Annotated in this window: 24 protein-coding genes; 15 read left to right on the top strand and 9 right to left on the bottom strand. The window is 39.9% G+C overall.

Annotation, left to right across the window (positions count from 1 at the left end; all coding sequences use genetic code 11):
* Positions 1-40: 40 nt before the first annotated feature.
* Positions 41-1,621: a peptide chain release factor 3 gene (gene prfC / locus EL121_RS03490; protein WP_039197755.1), complete on the bottom strand. Its 1,581-nt coding sequence runs from the start codon at positions 1,619-1,621 to the stop codon at positions 41-43.
* 197 nt (positions 1,622-1,818) lie between these two features.
* On the opposite strand from prfC, the gene EL121_RS03485 reads away from it, so the two are divergent.
* From EL121_RS03485 to EL121_RS03465, 5 genes are all read left to right on the top strand, one after another.
* Positions 1,819-2,307, top strand: coding sequence for a DUF805 domain-containing protein (locus EL121_RS03485; RefSeq protein WP_039197754.1), 489 nt, complete (start codon positions 1,819-1,821; stop codon positions 2,305-2,307).
* A 22-nt stretch (positions 2,308-2,329) separates the two neighbouring features.
* The gene (locus EL121_RS03480; protein ID WP_039197752.1) at positions 2,330-2,845 is read left to right on the top strand and encodes a DUF805 domain-containing protein; all 516 of its coding nucleotides are present in this window, start codon (positions 2,330-2,332) and stop codon (positions 2,843-2,845) included.
* A 104-nt stretch (positions 2,846-2,949) separates the two neighbouring features.
* Positions 2,950-3,534: an aminoacyl-tRNA hydrolase gene (gene pth, locus EL121_RS03475; RefSeq protein WP_039197750.1), complete on the top strand. Its 585-nt coding sequence runs from the start codon at positions 2,950-2,952 to the stop codon at positions 3,532-3,534.
* Positions 3,535-3,674: 140 nt separating this feature from the next.
* Positions 3,675-4,766 (top strand): redox-regulated ATPase YchF, encoded by a 1,092-nt coding sequence (ychF, locus tag EL121_RS03470; protein WP_039197748.1) that lies wholly within the window; start codon positions 3,675-3,677, stop codon positions 4,764-4,766.
* Between the two features lie 74 nt (positions 4,767-4,840).
* The gene (locus EL121_RS03465; RefSeq protein ID WP_039197747.1) at positions 4,841-5,278 is read left to right on the top strand and encodes a methyltransferase family protein; all 438 of its coding nucleotides are present in this window, start codon (positions 4,841-4,843) and stop codon (positions 5,276-5,278) included.
* 66 nt (positions 5,279-5,344) lie between these two features.
* On the opposite strand, the gene EL121_RS03460 is transcribed toward EL121_RS03465, so the two are convergent.
* From EL121_RS03460 to EL121_RS03450, 3 genes are read right to left on the bottom strand one after another with little or no spacing between them, the layout of a single operon-like run.
* The gene (locus tag EL121_RS03460; protein ID WP_039197745.1) at positions 5,345-5,620 is read right to left on the bottom strand and encodes a deoxyribose-phosphate aldolase; all 276 of its coding nucleotides are present in this window, start codon (positions 5,618-5,620) and stop codon (positions 5,345-5,347) included.
* Positions 5,621-5,651: 31 nt separating this feature from the next.
* A complete protein-coding gene (locus EL121_RS03455; RefSeq protein WP_039197743.1) occupies positions 5,652-6,116 on the bottom strand; it encodes an outer membrane lipoprotein in 465 nt (154 codons plus the stop codon).
* Between the two features lie 23 nt (positions 6,117-6,139).
* Positions 6,140-6,736, bottom strand: a complete 597-nt coding sequence (locus tag EL121_RS03450) for a VOC family protein (protein ID WP_039197741.1) — start codon at positions 6,734-6,736, stop codon at positions 6,140-6,142.
* A gap of 96 nt (positions 6,737-6,832) precedes the next feature.
* Here EL121_RS03450 and argS point away from each other — a divergent pair, with 96 nt between their 5' ends.
* The 3 genes from argS (at position 6,833) to EL121_RS03435 (ending at position 10,630) form a co-directional block, all read left to right on the top strand.
* Positions 6,833-8,560 (top strand): arginine--tRNA ligase, encoded by a 1,728-nt coding sequence (argS, locus tag EL121_RS03445; protein ID WP_039197737.1) that lies wholly within the window; start codon positions 6,833-6,835, stop codon positions 8,558-8,560.
* 208 nt (positions 8,561-8,768) lie between these two features.
* The gene (cgtA, locus tag EL121_RS03440) at positions 8,769-9,944 is read left to right on the top strand and encodes an Obg family GTPase CgtA (protein ID WP_039197736.1); all 1,176 of its coding nucleotides are present in this window, start codon (positions 8,769-8,771) and stop codon (positions 9,942-9,944) included.
* Positions 9,945-10,018: 74 nt separating this feature from the next.
* Positions 10,019-10,630, top strand: a complete 612-nt coding sequence (locus EL121_RS03435; protein ID WP_039197735.1) for an HI_0552 family protein — start codon at positions 10,019-10,021, stop codon at positions 10,628-10,630.
* A 104-nt stretch (positions 10,631-10,734) separates the two neighbouring features.
* On the opposite strand, the gene rlmB is transcribed toward EL121_RS03435, so the two are convergent.
* The 4 genes from rlmB to ribF form a co-directional block, all read right to left on the bottom strand.
* Positions 10,735-11,478: a 23S rRNA (guanosine(2251)-2'-O)-methyltransferase RlmB gene (gene rlmB, locus EL121_RS03430; protein ID WP_039197732.1), complete on the bottom strand. Its 744-nt coding sequence runs from the start codon at positions 11,476-11,478 to the stop codon at positions 10,735-10,737.
* Positions 11,479-11,554: 76 nt separating this feature from the next.
* Positions 11,555-12,919, bottom strand: a complete 1,365-nt coding sequence (gene pssA, locus EL121_RS03425) for a CDP-diacylglycerol--serine O-phosphatidyltransferase (RefSeq protein ID WP_039197730.1) — start codon at positions 12,917-12,919, stop codon at positions 11,555-11,557.
* Positions 12,920-13,065: 146 nt separating this feature from the next.
* Positions 13,066-15,882, bottom strand: a complete 2,817-nt coding sequence (gene ileS, locus EL121_RS03420; protein ID WP_039197728.1) for an isoleucine--tRNA ligase — start codon at positions 15,880-15,882, stop codon at positions 13,066-13,068.
* Positions 15,883-15,941: 59 nt separating this feature from the next.
* Positions 15,942-16,904: a bifunctional riboflavin kinase/FAD synthetase gene (ribF, locus tag EL121_RS03415; protein WP_039197726.1), complete on the bottom strand. Its 963-nt coding sequence runs from the start codon at positions 16,902-16,904 to the stop codon at positions 15,942-15,944.
* Between the two features lie 294 nt (positions 16,905-17,198).
* On the opposite strand from ribF, the gene nadR reads away from it, so the two are divergent.
* From nadR to EL121_RS03395, 4 genes are all read left to right on the top strand, one after another.
* A complete protein-coding gene (gene nadR, locus EL121_RS03410; protein WP_039197724.1) occupies positions 17,199-18,479 on the top strand; it encodes a multifunctional transcriptional regulator/nicotinamide-nucleotide adenylyltransferase/ribosylnicotinamide kinase NadR in 1,281 nt (426 codons plus the stop codon).
* Complete coding sequence (locus EL121_RS03405; protein WP_039197722.1) at positions 18,479-19,177, top strand: metallophosphoesterase family protein; 699 nt, start codon at positions 18,479-18,481, stop codon at positions 19,175-19,177. The genes nadR and EL121_RS03405 overlap by 1 nt, the downstream gene beginning before the upstream one ends.
* A 199-nt stretch (positions 19,178-19,376) precedes the next feature.
* On the top strand, positions 19,377-20,093 hold the full coding sequence (arcA, locus tag EL121_RS03400) for a two-component system response regulator ArcA (RefSeq protein ID WP_039197720.1): 717 nt from the start codon (positions 19,377-19,379) through the stop codon (positions 20,091-20,093).
* 77 nt (positions 20,094-20,170) lie between these two features.
* Complete coding sequence (locus EL121_RS03395) at positions 20,171-20,689, top strand: porin family protein (RefSeq protein ID WP_039197713.1); 519 nt, start codon at positions 20,171-20,173, stop codon at positions 20,687-20,689.
* 83 nt (positions 20,690-20,772) lie between these two features.
* Here the strand turns inward: EL121_RS03395 and EL121_RS03390 are convergent, their stop codons facing one another.
* Positions 20,773-21,309 carry a KdsC family phosphatase gene (locus EL121_RS03390; protein ID WP_039197710.1) on the bottom strand — a complete coding sequence of 179 codons (537 nt, stop codon included), beginning with the start codon at positions 21,307-21,309 and terminating at the stop codon, positions 20,773-20,775.
* Positions 21,310-21,363: 54 nt separating this feature from the next.
* Between EL121_RS03390 and EL121_RS03385 the strand changes: the two genes are divergently transcribed.
* From EL121_RS03385 to EL121_RS03375, 3 genes are all read left to right on the top strand, one after another.
* On the top strand, positions 21,364-22,059 hold the full coding sequence (locus EL121_RS03385; protein WP_039197708.1) for a YggS family pyridoxal phosphate-dependent enzyme: 696 nt from the start codon (positions 21,364-21,366) through the stop codon (positions 22,057-22,059).
* Between the two features lie 191 nt (positions 22,060-22,250).
* Positions 22,251-24,098: a translational GTPase TypA gene (typA, locus tag EL121_RS03380; protein ID WP_014992084.1), complete on the top strand. Its 1,848-nt coding sequence runs from the start codon at positions 22,251-22,253 to the stop codon at positions 24,096-24,098.
* A gap of 173 nt (positions 24,099-24,271) precedes the next feature.
* The gene (locus EL121_RS03375) at positions 24,272-25,957 is read left to right on the top strand and encodes a calcium-binding protein (protein WP_039197707.1); all 1,686 of its coding nucleotides are present in this window, start codon (positions 24,272-24,274) and stop codon (positions 25,955-25,957) included.
* Positions 25,958-26,110: the final 153 nt, after the last annotated feature.

The following is a 26,110-nucleotide window of genomic DNA, read 5'->3' as shown; positions in this document are numbered from 1 at the left end:
TTTTTGCAAAAAATTTGCAAAATTTGACCGCTTGTTTTTATTAGTGTTCACGTGTTTTGAAGAACTCAACATCCGGATAGCGTTCTTGCGCCAGATTTAAGTTCACCATAGTCGGTGCGATATAAGTCAAGTTATCGCCACCGTCTAATGCAAGGTTTTGTTCGTTTTTGCGTTTAAACTCTTCGAATTTCTTCGCATCCTTACATTCAACCCAACGGGCAGTTGCCACGTTTACCGCTTCGTAAATCGCTTCCACGTTATATTCGGTTTTCAGACGAGAAACTACCACGTCAAACTGAAGTACACCGACCGCGCCTACAATCAAGTCATTGTTCATTAACGGACGGAATACTTGTACCGCACCTTCTTCCGAAAGTTGAACTAAACCTTTCAGCAATTGTTTTTGTTTGAGTGGGTCTTTCAAACGAATACGACGGAACAGTTCCGGTGCAAAGTTAGGAATACCGGTAAATTTCATCACTTCACCTTGAGTGAAGGTGTCGCCGATTTGGATTGTGCCGTGGTTATGTAAACCGATAATATCGCCGGCATAGGCTTCTTCAGCGTGTGAACGATCGCCCGCCATAAAGGTTAAGGCATCGGAAATCACGACATCTTTGCCTATACGTACGTGTTTGAGCTTCATACCTTTTTCGTATTTGCCTGATACAACGCGCATAAATGCCACTCGGTCACGGTGTTTCGGATCCATATTCGCTTGGATCTTAAATACAAAACCTGAGAATTTTTCTTCACTTGATTCAACCGTGCGCACATCGGTTTCACGTGCTTGCGGTTTTGGCGCCCATTCGGTTAAACCGTCTAAGAAATGATCCACACCGAAGTTACCTAATGCGGTACCGAAGAATACCGGTGTGAGCTCGCCGTTGATAAAGGCTTCGTGATCGAATTCGTTTGATGCACCTTGTACCAATTCTAATTCTTCACGTAACTGGTTAGCTAAATCATCACCGACTGCAGCATCAAGTTCAGGACTGTTCAAGCCTTTTACGATACGCACTTCTTGAATGGTTGAGCCTTGACCCGATTGGTAAAGATAGGTCTCGTCTTTCGCAATATGATATACGCCTTTAAATAATTTACCGCAACCAATCGGCCATGTGATTGGAGCACAACGGATTTTTAGGACGCTTTCAACCTCATCTAATAACTCCATCGGATCACGAATATCACGGTCGAGTTTATTCATAAAGGTTAAAATTGGTGTATCACGCAGACGAGTAACTTCCATTAATTTAATCGTACGTTCCTCGACACCTTTCGCACTATCGATAACCATTAAACAGCTATCTACTGCAGTCAATGTACGGTAAGTATCTTCAGAGAAGTCCTCATGTCCGGGGGTATCCAATAAATTAACTAAACAATTATTGTAAGGAAATTGCATGACGGACGTTGTAATAGAGATACCACGTTGTTTTTCCATTTCCATCCAGTCCGATTTGGCATGTGTGCTTGAGCCTTTGCCTTTAACCGAACCGGCGGTTTGGATTGCATTTCCGTAAAGTAAAACTTTTTCGGTAATCGTGGTTTTACCCGCATCGGGGTGAGAAATAATCGCAAATGTGCGACGTTTGTTGACTTCTTGTGGATATAACATGCTTTTCTCTAGGTTAAAATGAAAACAAAAAGGTGGACAAGCCACCTTAAAAATATTTGAGCTATTTTCGCTGATTTATGTGTTTAGAACAACCTAAGTATGCAAATTTATTCAAATTGGATGACAAGTAGTCTAATTTGCTTCAAAATTTATAGAAAACGAATAATTATTTGATATGTGATTTTTAGGAGGAATGAATGGAATGGTTTATGTATGTGTTACGTCATACATTTGATTACTCTGGGAGGGCAAGACGTTTGGAATTTGCTTGGTTTATCTGGGTCTATGAGGCAAGTAGTTGGTTGATTTGGTTTTTCGCCAAAGTAATGTTTGCGCTACATTTACCCGATATTGCTGATGCAGCTAATTTTATCAATTCTGCTTTAGATATTTTGTTGCTATTGCCGCTTATGAGTGTTACCGTAAGACGCTTACACGATTTAGGCTATTCAGGTTGGTGGCAATCATTGTTAGTCATTGTAAACACATTCATGAGTACGCTTGCCTTTATGCCAGATGAAATAGTAGAACAATTATACTCCTCAAAAGAAGGAGAAACGATCGTAACTATCAATATAGTTATCATTTTTGCATATTTCTTATACCTAACATTCAAAGATGGACAGCCATTTACTAATCGGTATGGCAAGAGTCCCAAATATTCAGTCTTAAATAAATATTCATAATTTAATGAGAAAGGAGAAGCCAATGAATTGGTATGTGTTTGCTTTAAAAAGAAGTTTTAACTTTGCTGATCGTGCTAGACGTAGGGAATATGGTTGGTTTCATTTAATGAATGCTTTGATTGCCATAGTTTTAAATATTTTAGTCGGCGTATGTTTGGCTATCGGCTTAGAAAATATGGCAAGTGGAGTAGCAATACTGTCATATTTATATCAATTTGCTATTCTTATTCCAATGATCAGTATTACTACTCGCCGTTTACATGATTTAGGTTGGTCTGGCTGGTGGCAGTTATTACCTCATTTGATTGTTATTGTTCTAAGTATAGCAACCGTATTTTCTTTGGATCGAGAGCTTGGTGGCGCGATTACTGGAGTTGAATATTTCCTCTATATCTTGACCCTTGCAAGTATCATTGGCATATGGATTTTTATGCTGTTTTTAATTTTTAAAGATGGTCAACGTTTCACAAATAAATACGGTGAAGATCCGAAAGCAGTAAAAAACGCTAGTGAAGCTACGAATTCTTTAGTGGTATAAATTCTGTTAAAAAAGGGCATTTTCCTTGTAGAAAATGCCCTTTTTGCCTACAATAACGACTTTTCATTTTAGGGCTTTTCCCTGTTAATCAAATAGGACAGAGAATGTCGCAAATTAAACTTATCGTTGGATTAGCTAACCCGGGGGCGAAATACGAAGATACTCGCCATAATGCCGGTGAATGGCTAATTAATGAAATCGCCCGTCAATTTAATGTCAGCTTAAAAGAAGAAGCCAAATTCTTCGGCAAAGTCGCTAAAATTAATGTGGCTGGTGGGGAAGTTCGCTTACTTGTGCCAACTACCTTTATGAATTTAAGCGGTAAAGCCGTTGGCGCTTTAGCGAATTTCTATCGTATTAAACCGGAAGAAATTTTAGTCGCTCACGATGAATTGGATTTACCACCCGGTGTGGCAAAAATTAAGCAGGGCGGTGGGCATGGCGGTCATAACGGTTTGAAAGATATTATTGCCAGCCTTGGTAATAGTAATAATTTTTACCGTGTGCGTATCGGTATCGGGCATCCGGGCAGTAAAGAATTGGTTGCCGGTTATGTATTGGGGAAACCAAGTCCGCAAGATCAAGAAAAAATTAATGCGGCGGTGGATGAAGCCGGTCGCTGTGTAGATGTTCTATTTAAAGACGGTGTGACGAAAGCAACCAATCGTCTCAACGGTTTTAAAGCATAATATTATTTGTCACGGAAGAATGCTTAATGGCATAAACAAGCGGTTATTTTCTTTTAGAAATTTGCAAATTTTTAGCAAAATCAGACCGCTTGTCATTTTCGGCATTCTTCCGTGTATTCCGTGAAAATTAAGAGGAAATTATGGGATTTAAATGTGGTATCGTGGGTTTACCGAACGTAGGTAAATCAACGCTTTTCAACGCTTTAACCAAGGCTGGTATTGAAGCGGCTAACTATCCGTTCTGTACCATCGAACCGAATACCGGTGTCGTACCGATGCCGGATCCACGCTTAGACGCATTAGCGGAAATCGTTAAACCTGAGCGTGTCCTTCCAACCACAATGGAATTTGTGGATATTGCAGGTTTAGTAGCCGGCGCAAGTAAAGGTGAAGGCTTAGGTAATAAATTCTTAGCCAATATTCGTGAAACGGATGCGATCGGTCACGTGGTACGCTGTTTTGAAAATGACGATATCGTACACGTTGCCGGTAAGATTGATCCGGCGGATGATATTGAAATCATCAACACCGAACTTGCGTTAGCGGATTTAGACAGTTGCGAACGTGCGATTCAACGCTTACAAAAACGTGCGAAAGGCGGCGATAAAGACGCAAAATTCGAATTATCGATTATGGAAAAAATCTTACCGGTGCTTGAAAATGCCGGTATGATTCGTTCTGTCGATTTAGATAAAGACGAATTACACGCTATCAAAGGTTATAACTTCTTAACCTTAAAACCGACAATGTACATTGCGAACGTGAACGAAGACGGCTTCGAAAACAACCCGTATTTAGATCGCGTACGTGAAATTGCTGAAAAAGAAGGCGCGGTAGTTGTACCAGTATGCGCTGCGATTGAATCGGAAATTGCCGAATTAGATGACGAAGAAAAAGTAGAGTTTTTACAAGACTTAGGCATTGAAGAACCAGGTCTAAACCGCGTAATTCGTGCCGGTTATCGTTTATTAAACCTACAAACTTACTTCACTGCGGGTGTGAAAGAAGTACGTGCTTGGACGGTTTCTGTCGGTGCAACCGCACCAAAAGCGGCGGCGGTTATTCATACTGACTTCGAAAAAGGCTTTATCCGTGCGGAAGTGATCGGTTATCAAGACTTTATTGATAATAAAGGCGAAGCTGGTGCGAAAGAAGCGGGTAAATGGCGTTTAGAAGGGAAAGATTATATCGTACAAGACGGCGATGTAATGCACTTCCGTTTTAATGTGTAATTTGCAAAAAATTATGTAAATTTGACCGCTTGTGGTATACCGCAAGCGGTTATTTTTTAGCGGAAATTGACATTATGGAACTTAAACTACCGCCTCCGTTATTGTTTGCGTTTTGTTTGTTGTTGATTTACTTACTACCACGTGGTGAGCATTATCCATTGCCTCAATGGCTCAGTATCCTATTTTCAGGAGTCGGTATTGCAGTGAGTATGGCGGGGCTTTATGCGTTGAAACAAGCAAAAACAACGATTAGTCCTTTAGCTCCACAACAAAGTTCGCTACTGGTTACTTCGGGTATTTATCGCTTTAGCCGTAATCCGATGTATTTGGGATTAATGTTTCTGCTGATTGCGTGGGCAGTATGGCTTAACCGATATTTTGCCTCACTAGTGATTATTGGATTTGTATACTATTTAAATCGGTTCCAAATTAAACCGGAAGAGCAATATTTGCAGCAAAAGTTTGGTGAAGACTTTACACAATATTGTCAGCAAGTACGGCGCTGGCTTTAGTTATAGTTATATATAAGAAAAAAGCCCTGAATAGTATTTCAGGGCTTTTAACTTTAATTCTACAGATTATTTAAATTCATAACGATGAATTGTTTTTAAATCCGCATCTTTGTGTTCATAGTTATCCGTAACATTCACACGTGCACCTACTGCAGCATGAGAGTCATATTCACGAGTCATAGTAACTACTTCACCATTATCTTTACGAACAGTCAGTTCTACAACATCTTTAGAAAGATCTTTAGAACGTAATACGGTTGCATTCCCTTTATCTGAATAAAAGTCTTGCGTACAAGCTGCAAGCGTAATTGTTGCTAATACAGCGAGAGAAAATTTTTTCATTATGCAATATCCTTAAAACTTAAAAGATAGATTAAAGAACAGATACGTTCAGGTCTGAATTTGACCCTACGATTCGTACACGTTTACCCGGTACGAAACCTTTTTCTTTTTTCTGAACGACAACAATTTCTTTGCCGTCATCTTTGCGAATCACCATTTCTAATGAAGAAACTTGAGTCGCTTTTTCTTCAACGGTATTACCGATAATTGCACCGGCAACTGCACCAACTGCTGTTGCTACTGCACGACCGCTACCACCGCCGATGGTTGAACCGGCTACGCCACCAAGAACGCCGCCGCCAACAGTTCCTAATACACCTTGATTATCTGCTTGGATTTTTACATCACGCACAGAAACGATTGTACCATAGCTGATTGAACGTGCTTCTTTCGCTTGGCCCGCGCTGTATACACTACCGCTATAAATGTCGGTATTTGCACAACCTACGAGTGTTAAGCTTGCCATTAAAGCTGCTGCGAAACTTAATTTTTTCATATTATTCTCCAATGAAAAATTGTTCAGACATCACTTTCTGAACGAATCACCTCATTTATATCATAAGGGTGAAGCTTGAGACAATAAGGATTGCAATAAGTTGCATTCTTTACTGAAATTGCAATACTTGGGTTTGGTAAACGTTCGCCCTCTACTTGTGGCTGGCTGATTTTAAGGGCGAGATTAGCATTAATTGCTAGATGAAACTGTTTTAATGTGCGTTGAGTCCATTGCTCAACTGTTTCGTTTTTCTTCATGGGATAAACAATTTCAATATGTTCCCAACCTTGCTGCGGATAAACTTTATCTTTGGGGAACGGTAATTCGATAATTGAAACATTCTGTCCTAAAAAAGAGAGAGGCTCATTGAGCTTGATAAGAGCTATCGGACGTCCGTTTACCTCGCTTTCTTTTAACAACTCACCCTGTTCAAGTAAGAATGAGCGCCATTGTTTAGCCGTCTGCCAATCATTCATTCTGACCGCTAAGTGGTCAATTTTAAACTGATTTAAATCCAGCATTGCCAAATGGGCAATTTGCTGGATTTTTTGTTGAAATTCAGAAAAATCACCAAAACAAGCGGTCATTTTCTCGTAAAATTTTGCATTTTCTTGTATCATAGAGCGTTTTTCCTTTAGGGTGCGATTTTTTGCACTATTCGGATTTTTTAATTTGGTTCGTGCAGAAAATTGCACGTAGAAAAAGGTTATATATTCGTGAATATTCAACAGATTTTATCAGACAAAATTAAACAAGCAATGATTGCGGCTGGCGCAGAAAGCAATGTTGAGCCACTTGTTCGTCAATCAGGTAAACCGGAATTTGGCGATTATCAAGCAAATGGCGCAATGGGCGCTGCAAAAAAATTAGGCATGAACCCACGTGAGTTTGCGCAAAAAATTTTAGATAACGCAGATTTAAACGGTATTGCCGATAAATTAGAGATTGCCGGTCCGGGCTTTATCAATATTTTCTTAAACCAAGCATGGCTAGCAAATCAAGCAAGTGAAGCATTACAAGCGGTCAATTTTGGGATTAAAACTGCAAATCCGCAAACCATCGTGATCGACTATTCTTCGCCGAATGTGGCAAAAGAAATGCACGTAGGTCACCTACGTTCAACCATTATCGGTGATGCGGTGGTACGTACCTTAGAATTTTTAGGTAACAAAGTGATTCGTGCCAACCACGTAGGCGACTGGGGTACGCAGTTCGGTATGTTAATCGCATACTTGGAAAAAATGGAAAACGAACACGCCAGCCAAATGGAATTAAGTGATTTGGAAGCCTTCTATCGTGCAGCAAAAGAACATTACGACAGTGATGAAGTGTTTGCTGAAAAAGCACGTAACTATGTGGTGAAACTACAAAGCGGTGATGAATATTGCCGTACGATGTGGAAAAAATTGGTGGATATTACCATGCATCACAACCAAGAAAACTACGATCGTTTAAACGTCACGCTTTCAGAAAAAGATGTGATGGGCGAAAGCCTTTACAACCCGATGTTGCCGGAAATCGTAGCGGATTTAAAAGCAAAAGGTTTAGCGGTGGAAGACGACGGTGCGTTAGTGGTGTTCTTAGACGAATTTAAGAATAAAGACGGTGACCCGATGGGCGTTATCGTACAGAAAAAAGACGGCGGTTTCTTATATACCACGACTGATATTGCTGCAGCGAAATATCGTTATGAAACGTTAAATGCGGATCGTGTGTTAGTGTTCTCGGATTCTCGCCAAGCACAACATATGCAACAAGCGTGGTTAATTACTCGTAAAGCGGGTTATGTGCCGGAAAGTTTCAGCCTTGAACATCCGTTCTTCGGAATGATGTTAGGTAAAGACGGTAAGCCGTTTAAAACCCGTTCAGGCGGTACGGTTAAATTAAAAGATCTATTAGATGAGGCGGTTGAACGTGCGGATAAATTAATTTCAGAGCGTTCAACGGATTTAACCGCAGAAGAAAAAGCGGCGGTAGTGGAAGCGGTAGCTATTGGCTCGGTGAAATATTCGGATCTCTCGAAAAACCGTACCACAGACTACGTATTCGACTGGGATAATATGCTGACCTTCGAAGGCAACACCGCACCGTATATGCAGTACGCTTATACTCGTATTCGTTCAATCTTCAACCGTGCCGGCATTGATGTAAACGGCTTAAACGGCGAAATTAACTTAACTGAAGATAAAGAACGTGCGTTAGCGGTTAAACTTTTACAGTTTGAAGAAGCGTTAAACGGCGTGGCAAAAGACGGTATGCCGCATATTCTTTGCCAATATCTCTATGAGTTAGCCGGTGCATTCTCAAGTTTCTACGAAACTTGCCCAATGCTCAATGCAGAAGAAAACGTGAAGAACAGCCGTTTACGTTTAGCAGCATTAACGGCGAAAACGCTAAAACAAGGTTTAGATCTCTTAGGTATTAAGACGATTGAAAAAATGTAAAACATTTTCCCTCTTTAGACGACCCTCTCCCCTTGTGGGAGAGGGATAATTTCAGTTCGTTCAGAATTGAAATTCGGGAGAGGGGAAAACGTTGATTTTTAATATGATACCCCTCTCTCTGCCTACGGTTTCTGAACGAATCCGTAGGCTGTCTCTCTCCCGCAAGGGGTGAGAGTAAAATTAAAGGGGGAGTAAAAAAGGAATAACAATGAAATTTATTGATGAAGCCCTGATTCGTGTCGAAGCAGGCGATGGTGGTAACGGTTGTGTAAGTTTCCGCCGTGAAAAATATATCCCGAAAGGTGGGCCGGACGGCGGTGATGGCGGTGACGGCGGTGATGTTTATTTAATCGCTGACGAAAACCTAAATACGCTTATCGACTACCGTTTTGAAAAACGTTACGCTGCAGGTCGTGGTGAAAACGGTCGTAGTGCTGGCTGTACCGGACACCGTGGTAACGACATTACGTTACGTGTGCCGGTTGGTACGCGAGCAATCGACAATGACACTCAAGAAGTGATTGGTGACTTAACTAAACACGGTATGAAAATGTTGGTGGCAAAAGGCGGTTATCACGGCTTAGGTAATACCCGTTTTAAATCGTCGGTAAACCGTGCGCCTCGCCAAAAAACTAACGGTACACCGGGCGAAAAACGTGATTTATTACTTGAGTTAATGCTACTTGCCGATGTCGGTATGTTAGGTTTACCGAATGCCGGTAAATCAACCTTTATTCGTGCCGTGTCAGCGGCAAAACCGAAAGTAGCGGATTATCCGTTTACTACGCTTGTGCCAAGTTTAGGCGTGGCACGTGTCGGTGCGGATCGCAGCTTTGTGGTGGCGGATATCCCGGGCTTAATTGAAGGTGCGGCGGATGGTGCCGGTTTAGGTATTCGTTTCTTAAAACACCTTGAGCGTTGTCGCGTACTAATTCACTTAGTCGATATTATGCCGATTGACGAAAGCGATCCGGCACAAAATATTTCGGTGATTGAAAGCGAGCTTTACCAATATAGCGAAAAATTATCGGAAAAACCGACTTGGTTAGTATTCAATAAGATTGATACGATTGGCGAAGAAGAAGCGCAAGCTCGTGCGCAAGAAATCGCTGAACAAATCGGTTGGGAAGGTGATTATTACCTAATTTCTGCTGCAACCGGTCAAAACGTGCAAAATCTTACCCGCGACATTATGGACTTTATCGAAGCGAACCCTCGTGAAGTAGTGGAAGAAAATAAAGAAGCGGATGAAGTGAAATTCAAATGGGATGATTATCATCAAGAAGCAATGCAAAACCCTATCGAAGAAGATTGGGATGACTTTGATGATGATTGGTCGGAAGAAGATGAAGAAGGTGTGGAATTTGTTTACACCCGTAGCTAATCCTAGCTAATGACAAGCGGTTGAATTTGCGAAAAAATTTGCAAATTCGACCGCTTTTTATTTGAGGAATCAAAATGCTGAATGCCAAAAGTTGTGAATTATTTGAAATTCCGTTTTTTCAATTTGCTCAAATGAAAAAATATTGTCCGGAAGATATTCCGCTCATTAAAGCGAATTACAAAGCTGAATGGCAAAAATGGAAAGCGTTGCATTTAGAAGTGGCACGTCAGCTCGGTATGCCGTTTGCCGAACCGCATATTGAAAAATGGTGTAACGGTTGGCAGGTACGAGCGCATTTTTTTGCCTATTACAAATATGAATTTAACCGAAATTCAGCCGCAATTTTATCGGTGATTTTAAATCGCCGACGTTTACAGGTTTGTTTGGATTGGCATTGTTACCGAGCGGATCGTTCACAGATTTCATTAGCACAATATAATCAATGGTTGGAAAAATTAGAGCGTTCTCAATACCAAGATTTTGAAGTGTGGCACGGTGCGGAAAGCGAGTATGCCGATTTTAAAACTCTTAAAGAAACAGATTCGTTATCGTTTGAAAATGATGAAGATTTTTGGTGTATAGGGCGTAATATTGAAAAAGCCGATTTGGATCAGATTGATGTAGCGGAATTTATTTACCAAACCATTCGCCAATTACTACCGCTATATGAAGCGTGTCATCAGTAGAGAAAATATGGAAGAGACAAGCGGTTAAATTTTTAGCAAACTTTGCAAATACCCATTTACTAAAATGAATCTTTGTCTTCTTCCATATTTGAAGAGAGTGACGATTATTGGGCTGCCAGTTTTTGGCGTACGATTTCAAATAAACAAACGCCGGTTGCCACCGAAACATTCAGTGAAGAAACCGAACCCGCCATTGGGATACTAATTAACTGGTCACAATGCTCACGGGTTAAACGACGCATACCGTCACCTTCCGCTCCCATCACTAAGGCGATAGCACCGGTTAATTTCGCTTGGTAAATACCTGAAGTGGCTTCTCCGGCTGTGCCGACAATCCAGATGTTATGTTGTTCTTGTAGCTCTCGCATTGTGCGAGCAAGGTTGGTAACACGAATTAACGGCACGGTTTCAGCTGCACCGCAAGCCACTTTACGAGCGGTTGAGGTGAGCTGTGCTGATTTATCTTTTGGTACGATCACCGCATCCACGCCTGCCGCATCAGCGGTACGTAAACAAGCACCAAGGTTATGTGGATCTGTCACACCGTCTAAAATTAATAAAAACGGATTTTGCTTTTGGCTCAAGATTACATCAAGATCGTGCTCGTTTAGTTCTTTTTGCGGCACGACTTTCGCGATAATACCTTGGTGAACTTCGCCTTGCGCTTTGTTATCCAATGTTTGACGATTTACTTGCTGAATGGAAATGCCTAAGCGTTGTAACTCATTCAATAATGGGCTTAGACGTTTATCTTCACGCCCTTTTAGCACTAAGACCTCAATTAAGCGTTCCGGTGCGTTATCTAAGAAAGCTTTTACGGCGTGAATACCATAAATTTGTTCGCTCATTTTTATTCCTTTGTAAATAAACAACGGATAACAAAGCTTTATATAAATCTATGTTATCCGTGATGAATTAAATAATTTATAACAACATTTTGACGACTTTATCTAGTTTCACTCGACCAAAACGTTTTAACAGTTTTCGTACTGCTTCTGGATAATCGTTAATTTGCTCTAAGTCACTATAGTGTTTTAAAACAGTCGTATGAGTACGAATTTGTGTTAATTCGGCTTCCGATTTTACACTTAATTCTGAGTTCGGATCATGGATTAATACTGCATTTTCAGCATCTAAAGCCCACGCTCTAGGATTTAGATTATTACCGGTTAATAGAATATAGCGATTATCAATCCATACCCCTTTCAGATGGTAACTATTATCACCGTGTTTCCATAGGCGAACTGTTAATTGTCCGTTTTGGATATAACGATCAAAACGTTTAGCAAAAGAGCGTAAATTTTTCTCATACAGATACGGCAATGCCGATGCCATCGTAAATTTTTCTTCCGGTGGCGTATAGAAATCGTTAGCAGTTTTGTCTCCGACAATAATTTCCGCTTTTTTACCGTGATCTAGTAGCCAATTTAAACGTTTATAGAGTGAAAGTGGGAAATTAAAATACGGTGTACATATTGTCAGTTTATCTTCCACTTGATAAAACAAGGCCTCAATCGTTTTATTTAAGGCATTTTTACGCCCTAATCCAACTAACGGCGATAAGCTAAGCTGAGCACTTTGCGGTTGTCCATTAAAAGTATAACTTTGTGATGATAAATACTTACGAAATGCTTTGATAAGCGGTCGAATTTCGTGCGTTTTCGGACGACTCGGATTATCTAAACGATTAACCGCATCATGTTGCAAAATATGCAAATTGGTAAAATCAATCATAGCATCAGTTAATGCTTTGTTTTCAATCACATGGTAACGATCGTAACGATAACGCTCAAATTGTTGCAAATAGACATTGTTAATACTCGCACCGCTATAGAGTAACGTATCATCAAAGATAAAACCTTTTAAATGTAATACACCAAATAACTCTTTGCGGTTAACTGGTACGCCCCAAAATTGAATTTCCTGCTCAGTAGGTAAATGATATTGTTGCTTGGTTTTCGCATACCAATCTGCATTTGAACTTGTCGTTTCTTCACCTATACGGCCTCGTTGTGCACGATGCCAATCTACCAAGATTTTAATTTCTAAGCTTGGATTTGCTGATTTTGCTTGATAGAGTGCTTCTAAAATTTCTTGTCCCGCTTCATCTTGTTCAAAATATAAAGCGGTTAAATAAATACGTTTTTTTGCAGTTTTAATGAGCTGTAAAATGCGAGCTTTGAACTCACGGCTACCTGCTAGAAATTCTACTTTATCCGCTGTTTGCGGAATAAAACGCAATGCTTCCAGCTGTTTTTTTGCGTGATTGGATTTATTGAGAATGAGCATTTTACGATCCTATATGATAGCCCCGATATTTTGTATATCAGGTTAGTATAGCATTGTCGCTCTGCGACAAAATTTACGGAAGTTATGTTAATAACTTTCAATATGAAACCTCGCACATTGTGCGAGGTTATCTTACTTAAGTAAATTTAAGCAAATGAACGTTTTTCACCTTCACCTGCCACGTTTTCTACGCAACGTCCACATACTGAGCTATGTTCCGCATGAGTACCGATGTCAGTTGCGAAGTGCCAGCAACGTGGGCATTTTTCACCTTCGGCACGTTCCACTTTCACCGCTAAACCAGCTACTTCACCTTCAGCCACATCCGCTTCACTTAACGGTTTAATAATTGCTTGTGAAGTAATCAGTACAAAACGAAGCTCATTACCAAGTTGCTCTAGCATTGCACGGATTTCATCATTTGCATAAAGCGTTACTTTTGCTTCTAAACCTGAACCGATAACTTTATCTTTACGTGCTTGTTCTAACACACGGTTTGATTCAGCACGTACTTTTAAGATTTGTTGCCAGTAAGTATCATCTAATTTATCCGCTTCGGTTAAACCGAATAAGCCTTCATAGAATTCTTCGGTAAATACAAACTCCGAACGACCTTCCACTTGTGGTAAATAACCCCAAATTTCATCAGCTGTGAATGATAGAATTGGTGCCATCCAACGAACTAACGCTTCTGCAATATGCCATAACGCTGTTTGGCAGCTACGGCGAGCAAGGCTGTCTGCTTTCGTTGTGTATTGACGGTCTTTAATAATATCTAAATAGAATGAACCCATTTCGATAGAGCAGAAACGCATTAAACGTTGTACCACCGCATGGAATTGGTAGTTATCGTACGCTTCTTTAATATCGTTTTGCGCTTCTAAAGCACAGCTTACCGCCCAACGGTCAAGTGCGATCATTTCTTCCGGTTTGACTAAGTCACGTTTTGGATCAAAACCGTTTAGGTTTGCTAATAAGAAACGTGCAGTGTTACGGATACGGCGATAAGATTCACCGGCACTATTTAAAATATTGTGTGAAACAGCAATTTCACCGGTATAGTCGGTCGATGCAACCCATAAACGTAAAATGTCTGCACCGTTTTTATTCCACACTTCTGAAGGCATAATCACATTGCCGATTGACTTCGACATTTTGCGACCTTTTTCATCTACTACGAAACCGTGAGTTAACACTTGTTTGTATGGTGCTTTACCGTTGGTTGCAGTCGATAACATTAGCGATGACATAAACCAACCACGGTGTTGGTCTGAGCCTTCAAGATACATATCCGCTGATTTACCATTAAATTCAGGTTTAGCTTCTACAACAGAAGCGTAGGTTGATCCTGAATCGAACCATACGTCTAAAGTATCCGGTACTTTACGGTAGTTTTTCGCATCTTCTTCACCTAGTACTTCTACAGGATCAAGATCCCACCACGCTTGGATACCTTTTTCTTCTACACGTTTAGCTACGCTTTCTAAGATTTCAAGTGTACGAGGATGTAGTTCTTCGGTTTCATTGTGAACAAACATCGTCATTGGCACACCCCACGTACGTTGACGAGAGATACACCAATCAGGGCGGTTTGCTACCATGGTATCAATACGCGCTTCACCCCAACTTGGGATCCAACGCACTGATTTGATTTCACCTAATGCTTGTTTACGTAAGCCTTGTGTTTCCATACCGATAAACCATTGCGGAGTCGCACGGAAAATAATTGGCGTTTTGTGGCGCCAGCAGTGTGGATAGCTATGTTTGATACGTTCTAATTTTAATAACGCACCGGTTTCTTTTAATTTTTCTAAAACTTTTTCGTTTGATTCGAACACACCTAAGCCGGCAAAGAATAGCGTAGTTGAGATAAACTTACCGTCATTTGCCACTAAGCCTGCCATTTCAATATTGTATTTTTTCGATACGACAAAGTCGTCTTGACCGTGATCCGGCGCAGTGTGTACTAAACCGGTACCGCCATCAGTCGTTACGTGATCACCTAAGATTAATGGCACGCTGTAATCGTAGAACGGGTGTTGGAATTGCATTAACTCTAATGCATCGCCTTTTACTTCACCTAATACTTCAACTGTTTCTACGCCTGCCGCTTTTTGTACGCTTTCAACTAAATCTTTTACTAAAACAACACGTTCATCACCAAATTGAACTAATTGATAGTCGAATTCAGGATTGATTGAAATCGCTTTGTTTGATGGTAATGTCCAAGGTGTTGTAGTCCAAATAATTGCAGAAATTTGACCGTTTCCTTTACCTACCGCATTAAATTTTGCTTCAACTGCAGCGCTATCAACCGCTTTAAAACGAACGTAAATAGACGGAGACACTTTGTCTTCATATTCTACTTCCGCTTCTGCTAATGATGAGCCACAGTCTAAGCACCAGTGAACCGGTTTAGAACCTTTGTATAAGTGACCGTTAGCAATCACTTTGCCTAAAGTACGGATAATGTGCGCTTCCGTATCGAAATTCATGGTGAGGTACGGATTTTCCCAATCACCTAAAATCCCCATACGCATAAAGTCAGCTTTTTGTCCTTCGACTTGCTCTGAAGCATAGTCACGACAAGCTTGACGGAATTCCGCAGCAGAAATTTTCTCGTTAGGTTTGCCGACTAGGCCTTCTACTTTTAATTCGATCGGTAAGCCGTGGCAGTCCCAACCCGGAACGTAAGGCGTATCGAAACCTAAAGCGGTTTTCGATTTCATAATAATATCTTTTAAAATTTTATTAACTGCGTGACCAATATGAATATTACCGTTTGCATACGGAGGGCCGTCGTGCAGAATGAAAGATTTTTTCCCTTTCGAACTTTCACGTACTTTTTGGTATAAGTTTTTGTCATACCAATTTTTTAACATATCGGGTTCTCGTTTAGCGAGATCCCCACGCATAGGAAAGCCTGTTTCAGGCAAATTTAAGGTGTTTTTGTAATCAATCATTTTTGTTTTCCAGTTAATAAAATTTTAGTTTGAATTTTGTGTAATTATTAGGTTACTTGCTATTTTGCAAATTCTTTAAAAAATTCGACCGCTTGTTGCCTGTCTTTCTCAATTTGTGCTTTAAGTGCCTCAAAACTTGGGAATTTCACCTCGTTACGAATTTTGTGCATAAAGAACACTTCTATCGCTTCACCGTAAATCGAACGGTTAAAATCAAAAATATGTACTTCTAATAATGCTTTACTGCCGTTAATGGTTGGGCGATTCCCTACATTGGCAATACCGTTATATTTACCGGTTTTGGTTTGAATTTGTACGGCAAATACGCCTTGTAGCGGTATTACTAAGCGGTTAAGCATAATATTTGCAGTCGGGAAGCCAATGGTTCGACCGAGCTTATTACCGTGCGCCACTCGTCCTGCGATCGAATAAGGTCTGCCTAATAATTTTTCTACCAAGTGAAGATTATCTTGCTGCAAAGCTTGGCGGATCAAAGAACTGCTGATTCGTTCGCGATTAAAACTATGCGTGTGGCTTTCTTCTACCGCAAAACGGTATTTTAGACCTGCATTATGCAACATTTCAAAATTGCCGACACGTTTCTCACCGAAACGGAAATCATCGCCAATACTGAGATAGCGCACTTGTAAGCGTTTCACCAGCAATTCGCTAATGAACGCATCGGCAGACAATTGGGCGAATTTATCACTAAAACGTACGCAGAGGACAAAATCAATACCGGCTTCTTCCAGATATTTCAATTTGTCTCGTAACCGCATTAGCCGAGCTGGGGCTAAGGAAGCGGTTAAATTTGCCGATTTTTTTGCAAAAAATTCACGAGGTTGTGGCTCAAATAGCATAACCACTGAGGGTAAATTTAGCTCCAATGATTTATCACATAAACGAGCCAAAATATTTTGGTGCCCAATATGAACGCCATCAAAGTTCCCAATAGTCAGCACACAGCCTTTTTGTAGGGCGTGAAAGTTCGCCAAGTTATGAAAGCCTCGAATTAATTGCATTAAGAATGTTGCCAAAATTTAAATAGAAAATTGCTGTGATTATAACGTTTATCAAGCAAAAATGGAAAGGTAAGGGCGGCAATTTTGGTGATTTTCTTTTGTTTTCACTATGGAGGTACTGTCTTTGCTGGTTTTATGTTAGAGAATTCCGTTTATTTAGCTCGGAAAAAAAGCGGTTAAATTAAGCTAAAACTTTGCAAAAATACTGCATACGGAGCGGAACTTGCAAATAAATAAATACTCAAATGCTACATTTTGTTTTATTATAAGACAACTTATATTGAGGAAAGAATTATGACAGATTTCGCTTATCTCCAGCTAAAGCGCAAACAGTTAAAAATGAAAGTAAATGATGTTTGTGAGCAAGCCGGTGTAACACGAGCTTATTTTAATCAACTGGTCAGCGGGAAGATAAAAAACCCAAGTGCAAATAAATTAAAATCGCTGCACCAAGTATTAAATATTATCGAAGATATGAACCTACGTGTCGGGGTTATTTTTGGTAAATTCTACCCGGTACATACCGGTCACATTAATATGATTTACGAAGCATTCAGTAAAGTAGATATATTACATGTGGTTGTGTGTACTGATACCGAACGAGATCTACAACTTTTTAAAGACAGTAAAATGAAGCGTATGCCAACCAATGAAGACAGGCTGCGTTGGATGCAACAGATCTTTAAATATCAGAAAAAACAAATTTTTATCCATCACTTGAAAGAAGATGGGATTCCTAGCTATCCGAATGGTTGGGCGGGATGGGCAACTCGAGTTAAAGAGTTGTTCAACGAGAAAAGTATTAATCCGACAGTGGTATTCAGTAGTGAGGTACAAGATAAAGAGCCTTACGAAAAATACCTTAATTTGGAAGTGCATTTGGTTGATCCTAAACGTGAATTATTTGATGTTTCTGCAACGCGTATTCGTAATAATCCATTCCAATACTGGCGATTTATTCCAAAAGAAGTTCGTCCGTTCTTCGTTAAGACCATTGCTATTTTAGGTGGAGAAAGTAGCGGTAAATCGGTATTAGTTAGCAAATTAGCCAATGTATTTAATACCACCTCGGCTTGGGAATACGGACGAGAATTTGTGTTTGAGCAGCTTGGCGGTGATGAGCAGGCGATGCAGTATTCGGATTATCCTCAAATGGCACTCGGTCACCAACGTTATGTCGATTACGCAATGAAACATGCACATAAAGTCGCGTTTATTGATACCGATTACATTACTACTCAAGCATTTTGTATTCAGTACGAAGGTAAGGCACATCCGTTTTTGGACTCAATGATTAAAGAGTATCCGTTTGATGTGACGATTCTACTTTCTAATAATACCAAGTGGGTTGATGACGGTTTGCGTAGCCTTGGTTCGGTGAAGCAGCGTCAACGTTTTCAACAATTACTGAAAAAATTATTGGAAAAATATCACGTACCTTATATTGAGATTGAATCGCCAAGCTATTTAGATCGTTATAACCAAACGAAAGAAGTGGTTGAAGCGATTTTAAAAGATGAAGCGATTCCATTACAGTTTAAACAGTATAATCAGCACGAAACGGAAGATAACTAATGATACTTTTTGCGGGCGATCCTCACGGTAGTTACCAACATCTTTATCCCATTTTACAAGCGCATAAAGGCGAAGAGATTGCATTGGTTATTCTAGGAGATTTGCAGCTAACTACGCCCGAAGAATTAGATAAGCTTTCACAATATTGTGATATTTGGTTTATTCACGGTAATCATGACAGTAAAACGGTTGCCGCATTTGATTCGATTTGGAATAGCGAATGGAAGCAACGTAATATTCACGGCAAAGTAGTGGATATTCAAGGGGTAAAAATTGCCGGTTTAGGTGGTGTATTCCGAGGTCATATCTGGATGCCGCCGAATCGACCGATGTTTTTTGATCCGATTCATTATTGTCAATATTGTCCGCAAGAGCGGATCTGGCGTGGTGGTTTGCCGTTAAGACACCGAACCTCTATTTTTCCGTCCGATATTGAGGGGTTGGAAAATCAGCAGGCAGATATTTTAATTTCGCATGAAGCGCCTCGCCCGCATCCGCAAGGTTTTGCGGTGATTAATCAACTCGCTAGAAAAATGGGTGTTCGCAAAATTTTTCATGGGCATCACCATGATAATTTTGACTATAAATCAATTAATCGTAATAAGGCATGTGATATTTTTAATATCGGTTTTAGAAGTTTATCGGATATTGACGGCAACTATTTGATTGTTGGTGTGGATGATCGAGATAATCGATAATGTTTATTTCTTATTCTTAGATTAAAAAAATTGAAGGTTGTTTAGTCCAATTAAGCATTAAAAATTTGACTTAATATAACAAAACTTGAATTAATTCTTTCTAGTAAGCATGAACAGCGGTAAAATTGCCACAACTTTGCAACAATAATTCAACACATTGCAATAACAGATTTTTAAAATTACTTAGAAGGCTTATACAATGCAAAATCCACAAATCTTGATTGTTGAAGATGAACTTGTCACTCGTAACACGCTAAAAAGCATTTTTGAAGCGGAAGGTTACGAAGTGTTTGAAGCGACTGATGGCGTAGAAATGAATGCTATCCTTGCAGAACAAGCGATTAATCTTGTGATTATGGACATCAATCTCCCGGGTAAAAACGGTTTAATGTTAGCACGTGAATTACGTGAAAATACTAAGGTAGCATTAATGTTTTTAACTGGACGTGACAATGAAGTTGATAAAATTCTAGGCTTAGAAATCGGTGCGGATGACTATATTACCAAGCCGTTCAACCCACGTGAATTGACGATTCGTGCACGCAATCTTTTACATCGTACAATGAATGAGAAAGATAAAGCGGCGAAAGAGAGTTCACCGGTTGAAAGCTATCGCTTTAACGGTTGGGAATTAGATGTAAACAGCCGTAGCTTAATTACCCCGGAAGGTATTGTAAATAAATTGCCACGTAGTGAGTTCCGAGCGTTATTACATTTTTGTGAAAATCCGGGCAAGATCCAAACGCGTGAAGATCTATTATTAAAAATGACTGGCCGCGAACTGAAACCTCATGATCGTACGGTAGATGTGACCATTCGCCGTATCCGTAAACATTTTGAGGATCATCCGAACACGCCGGAGATTATTGTAACGATTCACGGTGAAGGTTATCGCTTTTGTGGTGAATTAGAGTAAGGATTGTCTAGATTCTATCTTTCTAAGATCTTTTTGCATATAATGAAGATCCTGATACAACAGAGAAGGTATATTCTATGAAAAATTTAACAGTACTAGCATTAGCGGGTTTATTTTCTGCATCAGCATTCGCTGCGCCGGTTGGTAACACATTTACCGGCGTAGGTGTGGGTGTAGATTTAACTACCGTAAAATATGACGTAGATGGTGTTAAAGGTAAACAATCAACCGGTCCGGCATTAGTGGTTGATTACGGTATGGACTACGGCAATAACTTAGTTGGTGTTGTACAAGGTAAAGTGAAAGTTGGTAGCACAAAAGTATTTAGTGATGTAAAACAAAAAACTAAATACACTGTTGCTTATCAACAAGGTTACCGTGTAGGTTCGGACTTACTTCCTTATGTTAAAGTTGATGTAGCACAAAGTAAGATTGGCGATACGAACTTCCGTGGTTACGGTTATGGTATTGGTGCTAAATATGCGGTATCAAGTAATATTGAAGTCGGTGCTGAGTATACTCGTAGCAACTTGAGAAAAAGCGGTGACAAGTTAAAAGGTAATGAATTTACTGCAAACGTAGGTTACCGTTTCTAATTATTTCTTCCCTTATAACAAGTGGTCGTTTTTTGCGAAAAATTTGCGAAAAACGACCGCTTATTTTTTTATTCATGCTTTATTTACTGAGCCATTTTTTCAGCTACGGTTAGAAAGCCATCTGCAGTCGCGTAGATTTCTTCAAATCCTTGCGCTTGTAGAATACGGTCAGACACTTCACGAAAAGCCCCTTCGCCACCGGCTTTTTCTAATACCCAATCCGCTTTTGCTTTTACATAGTCGTGCGCATTACGAGTAGCAATTGCCAATCCGCAAACCTCAAACGCCGGTAAATCTAACGTATCATCACCAATAAAGGCGGTTTGTTCCGGTGTTACGCCTGCTTCTTGCATCAATTCAAAACACGCGGAACGTTTTTCCATTTTACCTAATTTAAACAGAGGCACTTTGAGTACATCAATACGTTTACGTAACAATGCTGAATCGCCGCCGGATAAGATCGCAACTTGGATCCCGCAGGTTTGCAGCATTTTCATACCTAAGCCGTCATGTACGTGGAAGCGTTTCATTACTTCACCTTCCGCAGTGTAATACATTCCGCCATCGGTAAGTACGCCGTCCACATCGGTAATCACTAATTTAATCTTGGTTAAATCCATCATTCTGTTCCTCAATATGCTATGATTTATTCATTATAGTTTTTGGAGTTACAAATGTCGATTTCTCAAAATTTATCTCAGATCAATCAGCAAATTCAGCAAATCTCACAGCAATTTAATCGTACTAATGTACGCCTATTAGCGGTTTCTAAAACCAAACCAGTTGAAGCAATTGAAGAAGCGATTACAGCTGGACAAACTGCATTTGGTGAAAATTATGTGCAGGAAGGTGTGGAGAAAATTGCTTATTTTGCTCAGCAACCAAATTTAGAGTGGCATTTTATCGGGCCGTTACAGTCGAATAAAACTCGTTTAGTGGCGGAAAATTTTGACTGGATTCAAACTGTTGACCGTCTAAAAATTGCGGAGCGATTGAATGCACAGCGTCCGGAAAATAAAGCGCCGCTTAATGTGCTGATTCAGATTAATATTAGTGACGAAGCATCTAAATCCGGTATTCAACCTGAAGAAGTAGACGAGTTGGCAAAAGCGATTAGCCAATTACCAAATTTACGTCTGCGTGGTCTGATGGCGATCCCAAAACCGGAAAGTGAAGCAGAGCAACAAAAAATTGCGTTACGTAAAATGCAGCAACTTTTTGACCGCTTGCAAGCCGAGTTTGAAGGCATTGATACGCTTTCAATGGGAATGAGTGATGATATGCAAAGTGCGATTGAGTGCGGTTCGACTATGGTACGTATCGGCACGGCGATTTTTGGAGCGAGGGATTATTCGATTAAAAGCGCTTAATTTGCAAAAAATTTAGTAAATCAGACCGCTTAAATCGTAGCCAATAAATAAAAAATTCTGTATAATCTCGCCCTTTCGTGAATTGTGATCTTGATCACACTAGATCGCAATAAGAGGGGCGGTTTCCCCTGATAAAGCTTTCCACGGTGTGTGTAAACGCACCCTATATTCAACTCAATAAAGACATTTCAATGCAAAATTTAGATATTAATAAATTGCGTAATATCGCAATTATCGCGCACGTTGACCACGGTAAAACAACTCTTGTAGATAAACTTTTACAACAATCAGGCACATTAGGTGAAACTCGTGGTGATGCAGACGAGCGTGTAATGGACTCAAACGATCTTGAAAAAGAACGTGGTATTACCATCCTTGCAAAAAATACAGCGATTAACTGGAACGATTACCGTATCAATATCGTAGATACACCGGGACACGCGGACTTCGGTGGTGAAGTAGAACGTGTTCTTTCAATGGTTGACTCTGTGCTATTAGTGGTAGATGCGTTTGACGGCCCAATGCCACAAACACGTTTCGTAACACAAAAAGCGTTTGCTCACGGTTTAAAACCGATCGTAGTTATCAATAAAGTTGACCGTCCAGGCGCACGTCCTGACTGGGTTGTGGATCAAGTATTCGATTTATTCGTAAACTTAGGTGCAACTGACGAGCAATTAGATTTCCCAATTATTTATGCATCGGCATTGATGGGTGTTGCAGGGTTAGAGCATGAAGATCTTGCGGAAGATATGACTCCATTATTCCAAGCGATCGTTGATCACGTTGAACCACCGAAAGTGGAATTAAATGCACCGTTCCAAATGCAAATTTCGCAATTAGATTACAACAACTATGTAGGTGTAATCGGTATCGGTCGTATCAAACGAGGTTCAATCAAACCAAACCAAACGGTTACTGTGATCGATTCTGAAGGCAAAACCCGTAACGGTAAAGTGGGTCAAGTATTAGGTCACTTAGGTTTACAACGTTATGAAGCGACTGAAGCATTTGCCGGCGACATCATCGCAATCACTGGTTTAGGCGAATTAAATATTTCAGATACGATTTGTGATATTAACAACGTAGAAGCATTACCGGCGTTAACTGTTGATGAACCGACAGTAACGATGTTCTTCTGTGTAAATACTTCTCCATTCTGTGGTCAGGAAGGTAAATTTGTTACATCACGCCAAATCCTTGAGCGTTTAAACAAAGAATTAGTACATAACGTAGCATTACGTGTGGAAGAAACACCAAACCCAGATGAATTCCGTGTATCTGGTCGTGGAGAGTTACACTTATCGGTATTAATTGAAAATATGCGTCGTGAAGGCTACGAATTAGCGGTATCACGTCCGAAAGTAATCTACCGTGAAGAAAACGGCAAAAAACAAGAGCCATTTGAGCAAGTAACCATCGATATCGAAGAACAACACCAAGGTGCGGTAATGGAAGCATTAGGTATCCGTAAAGGTGAAGTGAAAGATATGATCCCAGATGGTAAAGGTCGTACACGTTTAGAATACGTTATCCCAAGCCGTGGTTTAATCGGTTTCCGTAACGAATTTATGACAATGACATCAGGTACTGGTTTACTTTACTCAAGCTTCAGCCACTACGATGATGTAAAACCAGGTGAAATCGGTCAGCGTAAAAACGGTGTGTTAATTTCTAACGCAACAGGTAAAGCACTTGCTTACGCATTATTCGGTTTACAAGAACGTGGTAAATTAATGATTGATCACGGTGTGGACGTTTATGAAGGTCAAATTATCGGTATTCACAGCCGTTCAAACGACTTAACCGTAAACTGTTTACAAGGTAAGAAATTAACTAACATGCGTGCATCAGGTAAAGATGATGCAATCGTGTTAACAACACCGGTTCGTATGACGTTAGAACAAGCGTTAGAATTTATCGATGATGACGAGTTAGTAGAAGTAACACCACAATCAATTCGTGTTCGTAAACGTTTATTAACCGAAAATGATCGTAAACGTGCAAGCCGTACGACAACAAGTACCAGCACGAAATAATTTGTGTTGATTTAAGAAAATGCCCGCTGCTATTGCCTAGCAAGCGGGCATTTTTTTATGGTTTTTTACTGGTCAAATCTGTTAAAAATATAGATCAATTTTCTTCTCTTTGTATAAAAAAACTTACTATCCTAATCTGACTTATTTAATCAATTATTATCTGGAGAATTTTTATGACAACCGTATTTACTAAGGGGCAAGGTTCGCTCACTGTTTCGACCACAGAAAATATTCAACTGGCAGGTTACAAGGCGGCAGATTTATCTGCTTCAATGTTTAGTCGTTTAGCTAATAACTTAGTTATTACTCTTGATAGCAGTGGCACGGATAAAATAATCGTAACAAATTATTTAACAGAGACTGATAGTACGCTTACTATTCAATTTGATGATGTCATACTGACATCTATGGATTTGGATGCTTATATTGCAAATAATACAGCGATCACTACTTATACCGGTTATGAAGGTACAAGATTTTCCGATACGCTCACCGCTCCGGTCACGAATTATGGACGTGGTAGCGATTACCGTAAAATTTCTGGATTAGCGGGTGATGATACCGTCATCGGTTCTGAAAAAGCTAACCCACTTTATGGTAATGAAGGTGACGACACCTTAATCGGCAATGCTGGCTATGATGAATTATTTGGAGGAGAAGGTACTGATACGTATATTTTTGCGAAGGGTCATGAAGGCGATAAAATTCAAAGCGAAACCAATGCTAATGACACTACAATCTTAAAATTTGTCGGCGCAAATCTAGCTGATTTAGTTCTCCGTGTAGATTTTAAACATCTTATTATTCAGGTTTACGGAGATACCACTGATAGCGTCACTATTACCGATTATTTCTCTAATAAACAACCGATCACATTTGTGTTTGAAGATCGCACTATCACATTAGAGGAGTATTTAGAGGCTAACTCGGTGTTTAAAAAAGCGCTTACCGTCAATATTATTGATGGCACTTCGGCAAGTGAAACGATCACAGGCACAGAAGCTAACGATATTATTTATTCTCAAGGAGGTAAGGATATCGTGATAGCTTTAGCGGGAGATGACCAAGCGACTACGATAAAAAAATCTGCCGCTACTCTATTTTATATGGCATCAGGCAATGATATTGCAATAGGTGGTGATAGTAATGATCGCTTCTATCTTGGTACAGGGAACGATAAAGCGCAAGGTAATAATGGGAATGACATCATCTACGGTGATGATGATTCTGAAGCGATTAAAGCGACTGGGGGCGGTAATGACATCATTTATGGTGGAAATGGCGCTGATCAAATTTATGGTCAATTTGGCGATGATATTTTATATGGCAACCAAGATTCTAATCCTTCGTCCACTATGCGTAATCCGGATAATGATATGATTGATGGTGGAGATGGAAATGATCTGCTTTTTGGTGGCGTTGGTCACGATAACCTCTTTGGTGGTGCAGGCGATGATGTACTAAATGGTGAATCAGGCGATCAATATTTTTCACAGGGCGATGACTATTTATCTGGGGACTGGGGCGCTGATTCTTACGTATTCAGTGGGGCATTCGGTTATGATGTTGTGGCGGACCGAGGCGCATCAGATAACAGTGAGATTGATGTTATCTCATTCACTGACTTGAACCTCAATGATGTATTATTTAGCTTAAATGGCACTAATTTATTAATTTCTGTAATAAATAATAGTAAAAACTTTGTAGAAGTTGTTGATTTTGCAACTGATGCTGCAAATCATATTGAACAATTTAATTTCAAAGATCAAATCGGTGTGGGTATTTCTCTCGTAGAATATGAAGGTGCTATGACCGTACAAGTGAATTTACCTGCTGCAACTACAGCTGAAATTATCTAACGATTAGAATGTTCAATGCCCGCTGCTATTGTCTAGCAAGCGGGCATTTTTTTAGGATTTTTTGCAAAAAACTGATAGAATTTGACCGCTTACCAGTCTGTTGAAACTGGCATTTGCCATTGAATAATTAGCTCAATTTTATAAGGAATGAAT

This window comes from Actinobacillus equuli, from assembly GCF_900636745.1.
Lineage (GTDB): Bacteria > Pseudomonadota > Gammaproteobacteria > Enterobacterales > Pasteurellaceae > Actinobacillus > Actinobacillus equuli.
This window is presented reverse-complemented; position numbering and strand designations above follow the sequence as displayed.